The organism is Pinirhizobacter sp. (assembly GCF_035317885.1).
Classification (GTDB): Bacteria; Pseudomonadota; Gammaproteobacteria; order Xanthomonadales; family Rhodanobacteraceae; genus Pinirhizobacter.
Genome location: NZ_DATHFX010000281.1, coordinates 1 through 6,038, shown reverse-complemented (window position 1 = coordinate 6,038; position 6,038 = coordinate 1). Strand labels below are relative to the sequence as shown.

The 6,038-nt window shown below is 66.5% G+C and carries 7 protein-coding genes; 2 read left to right on the top strand and 5 right to left on the bottom strand.

The window, feature by feature from the left end:
- The 5 genes from VK519_RS09105 to VK519_RS09085 form a co-directional block, all read right to left on the bottom strand.
- A partial coding sequence (locus VK519_RS09105) for a homoserine kinase (RefSeq protein WP_324349201.1) occupies positions 1-945 on the bottom strand: 945 nt, incomplete at its 3' end.
- A complete protein-coding gene (locus tag VK519_RS09100) occupies positions 942-2,069 on the bottom strand; it encodes a homoserine dehydrogenase family protein (RefSeq protein WP_324349200.1) in 1,128 nt (375 codons plus the stop codon). The genes VK519_RS09105 and VK519_RS09100, both read right to left, overlap by 4 nt.
- Positions 2,070-2,173: 104 nt before the next feature.
- The gene (locus VK519_RS09095; RefSeq protein WP_324349198.1) at positions 2,174-2,308 is read right to left on the bottom strand and encodes a hypothetical protein; all 135 of its coding nucleotides are present in this window, start codon (positions 2,306-2,308) and stop codon (positions 2,174-2,176) included.
- A 70-nt stretch (positions 2,309-2,378) separates the two neighbouring features.
- Positions 2,379-3,371, bottom strand: coding sequence for an inositol 2-dehydrogenase (iolG, locus tag VK519_RS09090; RefSeq protein ID WP_324349196.1), 993 nt, complete (start codon positions 3,369-3,371; stop codon positions 2,379-2,381).
- On the bottom strand, positions 3,364-4,227 hold the full coding sequence (locus tag VK519_RS09085) for a MurR/RpiR family transcriptional regulator (RefSeq protein ID WP_324349195.1): 864 nt from the start codon (positions 4,225-4,227) through the stop codon (positions 3,364-3,366). Before VK519_RS09085 ends, iolG begins: the two co-directional genes overlap by 8 nt.
- A 174-nt stretch (positions 4,228-4,401) precedes the next feature.
- On the opposite strand from VK519_RS09085, the gene VK519_RS09080 reads away from it, so the two are divergent.
- Together VK519_RS09080 and VK519_RS09075 are read left to right on the top strand one after the other, a co-directional pair.
- Positions 4,402-5,436 (top strand): substrate-binding domain-containing protein, encoded by a 1,035-nt coding sequence (locus tag VK519_RS09080; protein WP_324349194.1) that lies wholly within the window; start codon positions 4,402-4,404, stop codon positions 5,434-5,436.
- 10 nt (positions 5,437-5,446) lie between these two features.
- A partial coding sequence (locus tag VK519_RS09075; RefSeq protein ID WP_414692721.1) for an ABC transporter permease occupies positions 5,447-6,038 on the top strand: 592 nt, incomplete at its 3' end.

Genomic DNA, 6,038 nt, shown 5'->3' with positions numbered 1-6,038 from the left:
GTGCACCACGTGCGCGGCGGGTCCGGCGATCGGCGCCACGAAGCGGTCGCTGTCCAGGCCCTCGGCGGCGAAGGCGGCCACCATTTCGGCCGCGGCCGCATGGGCGAGGGCTGCCGATTCGAACCAGCCGAACACGCTCGGGCCGGCGCCGGAGATGCTGGCACCGAGCGCGTCGTGGTCGAGCGCGGCGGCCTTGACCCGTGCGAAGCCGGGGATCAATCGTGCGCGCCGCGGCTCCACCAGCACATCGGACAAGCCGGCGCGCACCAGGGCGGCATCGCCGCGGTAGCAGCCGGCCAGCACCTGGGCCAGGTTCGCGCTTTGCGCGATGAATTCCGCGAGGTGGTAGTCGCCGGCCAGCGCGGCTCGCGCGACACGGGTCTCCAGCACGAAGTGCGGATGCACCAGCGCGCAATGCCAGTGCGCAGGGACAGGGATCGGCACCAGGTGCTCGGCGGTGGCCAGTACCAGGCCGCCCATCAGCATCGGGCCGACGTTGTCCCCGTGCAGGCCGCCGCTGGCCACCGCTTCGCCGTGCATGGCGAGTGGATACAGGGCATGGATGTCCAGCGGTTCGTCAAGCAGCGCATTGGCAGCCACCAGTGCCGCCACGCAGCTGGAGGCGGAGCCGCCCATGCCCGAGCCCAATGCGATGCCTTTGTAGAGCTCCAGTTCGAAGCCGAAGGTGAGCTGCTGCCTGTCACGCAGCGCGATCAGTGCAGCGCCCGCGGTGTTCAGTGGCGCGTCCAGGGGCAGGTCCCGGAACACGCCGTCGATCAGCTTGATGCGCACCGCCGGTTCGTCGATGCGGCGCACGCGGGCGCGGTCGCCGGCGCCGGCCAGCGTATGGCCGAGGATGTCGAAACCCACGCCGACGTTGCCGACGCTGGCGGGAGCGACAGCTTCGGCCTGGAGCAGGGAGGAAGGCAGCGATTCATGGTTCATGCGCATACGTTAGCGCCCAGCGAGCCTGCAATGCGCAGGATATCGGTGAAGACGCCGGCCGCCGTCACTTCCGGGCCGGCCCCGGGACCCTGCACGATCAATGGGTTGTCGCGGTAACGGCGCGTGCAGAATTGCACGATGTTGTCGGTGAGCCGGGTATGGGCAAAAGGATGATCGCGAGGCAGCACGGCCAGTCGGACGCTGGCACCGCCTGCGCGGTCCAGGTGGGCTACGTGCCGTAGCACGCCATCGCCCGCGCGGGCTTCCGCCAGCCGCGCGTCGAGCGGTGCGTCCAGTTCATCCATGCGCGCCATGAATTCACCCAGGGCCACCGACTGCAGGCTGGCCGGGACCAGGCTTTCCACCTCCACGTCGTCAAGGGCCAGCGGCACACCCGATTCACGCGCCATGATCACCAGCTTCCGGGCCACATCCCGGCCGGAAAGATCATCCCGCGGGTCGGGCTCGGTATAGCCCAGGGCATGGGCCTCGCGGACGCAGGCGGAAAACGGCCGGCTGCCGTCGAAGCGGTTGCATAGCCATGCCAGCGTGCCCGAAAGCATGCCGTCCACGGCCACCAGTTCATCGCCGGTATCCAGCAGGTCGCGCAGGGTCTGCATCACCGGCAGGCCCGCACATACCGTGGCCTCGAAGCGGAAGCGGGCACGGCCATCGTGCGCGGCCTCGCGAATGGCTCCATAGCGGGCCAGGTCGCCGCTGCCGGCATGCTTGTTGGGGGTGGCCACGTGGATGCCCTGGCGAAGCCAGCCGGCATAGTGCGAGGCCACCTCGTCGCTGGCGCTGCAGTCGATAATGAGCGTCGGGAAGCCGTCGGTGCCGACGTAGTCGGCGAATGCTTCAAGGTCCGTCGGGCGCCATGTCTGCGCGCCGTCGTGGCGCTCGTGCATGGCCTCGTCGTCGACATCCAGCCACATGCGGCGGCTGGCGGCCACGGCGCGCAGGCGCAGGTCCAGGCGCATCGGCAGCAGGCGCGAGCGCGCGGCATGCAGTTGGGCGACCAGGGCGGTGCCGACCTTCCCCGGGCCGATCAGGCCGATATCCAGGCGCCGGACTGGCGCCAGTGACGGGGCGTGGATTGCGGGGTGGATGGCCTGGCTGTACACGGGAATACCCTTCCTTTGTATGAAAGGCCCGTGTTCTTCGAAGGGGAGGGTTCGCGCTTGCGGCCTTTCCCTTGTCGAGGGACGGGCCGTTGGCGATGGGGTTGCTAGTCGCGCGCGGGCTGCCGTCCGGTGACGGTTGTGGTCGTGGTACCCGAGCCGATAATCGAACGCAGCGCGTGCGCCGCCAGGCCGGTGGATACCGGGTGGCTAATGCTGGCGATGGCGGGAATGTTCGACATGGCTTGACGTTAGGTGCCGCGCCGGGCCTGTGTCAAGGCCCGGCGACTAGGCCGTTCGACGTAGCAAACGTCAAACGATGCATTCCAGCGCGCGTCCTTCGCGCCACGACTGCGTGGCAAGTTCGGCAAGCTCCAGCGCCTTCAGGCCATCGGCCACCGTGGTGCGCACCGGTGTGCCGGCGGTCAGCGCGTCGAAGAAATGGGCGATTTCCGCGGCGTAGGCATCCCGGTAGCGCTCGAGGAAGAAGTGCTCGGGGAGGTCGCTTGAGATGTGCTTGCCGCCCCACGAAACCACCTGGGTGGGGCGCACGTTGCCGGCCTGCAGCATGCCCTTGTCGCCGAGCACCTCGAAGCGCTGGTCGTAGCCGTAGGCCGCACGGCGCGAGGTGTTGATCTGGCAGATGCGGCCCTTGCGGGTGCGGATGGTCACGGCCGTGGTGTCGATGTCGCCGGCCTCGGCAATGGCCGGATCAGACAGGCAGCTGCCGGTGGCATGGATCGACACGGCTTCATCGCCCAGGATCCAGCGGAAGATGTCGAAGTCGTGGATCAGCATGTCCTTGAAGATGCCGCCGGAGCCCTTCAGGTACTCCACCGGCGGGGCGCCGGGGTCGCGGCTGGTCACCACCAGTACCTCCGGCGTGCCGATCTCACCTTCGTCCAGCCGCCGCTTGAGCGCGGAGAACGTGGGATCGAAGCGGCGCTGGAAACCGATCATGCAGGTCACGCCGGCCGCCTCCACCGCGGCTGCGCATTCGCGCGCACGGGCAATGTCCAGGTCCACGGGCTTTTCGCAAAAGATCGCCTTGCCGGCTGCCGCCGATCGCAGCAAAAGATCCGCATGGGTGTCCGTGGAGGACCCGATCACCACCGCGCCAACGGCGGGGTCCGCCAGCGCCTGCTCGACGCTTGCCACGCGCGCGCCGTGCATGTCGGCCAGCGCCTGGGCCGAGGGGGCGTGGACGTCAACCACGTAACGCAGCGTCGCGCCCGGATGCGCAGCCACATTGGCCGCATGGATCTTGCCGATGCGTCCTGCACCGAATACCGCTACCTCAATCATCGAATTCTCCGGGTTCACTGGTTTCTTCCACGTTCAATTGCAGCCGGTAGGCCAGGGCCACGAACAATGCCTGGCAAAGGCACATGGTGCTGGTGAGGCCGCGAAAGGCGAAGGCGCTGCCCTCGGTTACTTTCAGCAGCACCGAGGCGCGCTGCGCCAGGGGACCTAAGTCGCTTTCGGTGATCGCAAGCACCTTCGCCTGCCGCTCCACGGCCACCCGCACGCAGGTGAGTGTTTCCTTCCCATAGGGAGGAAAACTGATCGCAATCAACGCATCGCCTTTGCCGATGCTGCGGATCTGCTGCTGCTCCATGCCGCCCAGGCCGCTTACCAGGTGCACGCGCTTGGGCGTGTGCTGCAGCGCATAGGCGATGTAGCTGGCGATGGCGAACGAACGCCGCACACCCACTACGTAGATATTCTCGGCGTCGGCAAGCAGGTCCACCGCTTTGTCGAAGCGCTTTTCGTCCAGGCCGTGGGAAAGCTCATCCAGGCCCGCGCGGCTGGCGTCGATGAAACGCGCGGCGATCGACGCCGCCGGCATCGGCTGGCTTTGCGCGATGACCGTGCGGATGCGCTCCTCATAGCTGCGCGAGGGCGCGGTGCGCTCAGTATAGGCGGTACGGAACACCGCCTGCATCTGGGTGAAGCCGGAATAGCCGAAGCGCTGGGCGAACCGGACCACGGCCGACGGATGGACCCCGCAGCCTCCCGCGATCTCGTTCACGCGGCGAACCATGATGCTGCCGCGGTGTTGTTCAAGATACCGGGCCACGCCCTGCAGCTGGCGCGGCAAGGATTCGAAGTCCTCCTTGATGCGCTGCATGAGCTGGTCCACTTCGTTGCGCTTGGCCACGGGGCCCTCCGTACTGACCCGGAAGATGAAAGCACGGAATGGAATGAAAATTCCATTTATTTCCATGTTGCAATGCAAGTTGCAATTGCGATCAGGGCGAGCCTATGCTCGGCGGACCCCGGAGATGGCCGGCAAGAAGGCTAGCCGTCCTGGCCACCGCAAGCGGAGACAAGCATGCGCGTCACGAACCTTCCCACCATCGCGGCGGCATGGATGCTCGGCCTCGCGATGATTTCCCCGGTGCACGCCGATCCGGGCGAACGCTATGTGCTGGTAAGCCACGCGGCCGATTCCGATTCCTGGTGGAACACCGTCAAGAACGCCATTCGCCAGGCCGGCCAGGACTACGGCGTGGACGTGGACTACCGCAACCCGCCCAATGGTGACCTTTCCGACATGGCGCGGCTGCTGGAGCAAGCGGCGGCGCGCAATTACTCGGGCGTCGCCTACGACGTGGCCGACATCGACGTGCTCACCAAGCCCGTCGCGCGCATCCGCGCCAAGGGTATCAACACGGTCACCATGAACTCCGGGACGCTGGAGCAAAGCCGCGGGCTTGGCGCCATCATGCATGTGGGCCAGCCCGACTATGAAGCGGGCAAGGCGGCCGGCGAGAAGGCGAAGGCGGCCGGCGTTTCAAGCTTCCTGTGCGTCAACCACAACGCCACCAACCAGGCGCAGTACCAGCGCTGCAAAGGCTTCGGCGATGCCCTGGGGCTGAAGGACATCCGTTCCTCGATACTGGATACCGGGGTTGATCCCACCGTCGTCGCCGCCAAGGTCGGCGCGTACCTGCGCAACAACCCCAAGACCCAGGCCATCCTGGCCCTGGGGCCGGATTCGGCCGATCCGAGCGCGCAAGTGATCCAGCGCATGGGGCTGTCGGGCAAGATTTTCTTTGCCACCTTCGATCTTTCGCCGGGGATTACCGAGGCGATCAGGAAGGGCACGATCAATTTCGCGATCGACCAGCAACCCTACCTGCAGGGCTACATCAGCATCGCAGCGCTGGTGATCGCCCATCGGGACCACACCACGGATCCTGTCCGCATCATCGCCATGCTGAAAGCCGACCCGAAGTTCCAGGCGCGCCTGGCCGCTTACGGCCTGAAGCCCATCTATGGCGAGCGTGACATCGCCTCCGGCCCCGCATTCGTGACGAAGGAAAACGTTTCCCTCGTCGAGAAATACGCCGGCCAGTATCGATAAGGACATCACCATGACTGTCATCGAAGAGACCCTGGGCATGAGCAAAGCAGGTGACGCCAGTCCCGACGAACGCGTTCGGCGCCTCACCGCATGGCACCTGCTGATGGGCCGGCCCGAACTCGGCGCCATCGCCGGCGCCATCCTGGTGTTCGGCCTGTTCGGCGTGTTCGCCGGCGACTCGGGCATGTTCGCCATCGACGGCGTGATGAACTGGGCGCAAGTGGCCGCCTACCTCGGCATCCTGGCCGTGGGTGCCTGCCTGTTGATGGTGGGCGGCGAATTCGACCTGTCGATGGGCTCGATGATCGGCTTTGCCGGCGTCATGGTGGCGGCGCCGGTGATGTACCTGGGCTGGCCTGCCTGGGCGGCGGTGATCTTCGCCTTCGCCGGTGCCATGGCGCTGGGTTGGCTCAACGGCTACCTGGTCGTGCGTACGAAGCTGCCTTCGTTCATCGTCACCCTGGCCTTCATGTTCATCCTGCGCGGACTCACCCTGGTGCTGTCCACGTACTTCGCCAACGGCACCATCATCTCTGGCGTGGGTGATCGCCTGGCCGATGATCCGGTCGTGCGTACCTTGTTCGTCGGCAGCACGGGCGCAT

Excerpts from the sequence above, each read along its gene's own strand:
- VK519_RS09095 (WP_324349198.1), bottom strand. The coding sequence starts at position 2,308 with ATGTCGAACATTCCCGCCATCGCCAGCATTAGCCACCCGGTATCCACC.
- VK519_RS09080 (WP_324349194.1), top strand. The coding sequence starts at position 4,402 with ATGCGCGTCACGAACCTTCCCACCATCGCGGCGGCATGGATGCTCGGC.
- iolG (WP_324349196.1), bottom strand. The coding sequence starts at position 3,371 with ATGATTGAGGTAGCGGTATTCGGTGCAGGACGCATCGGCAAGATCCAT.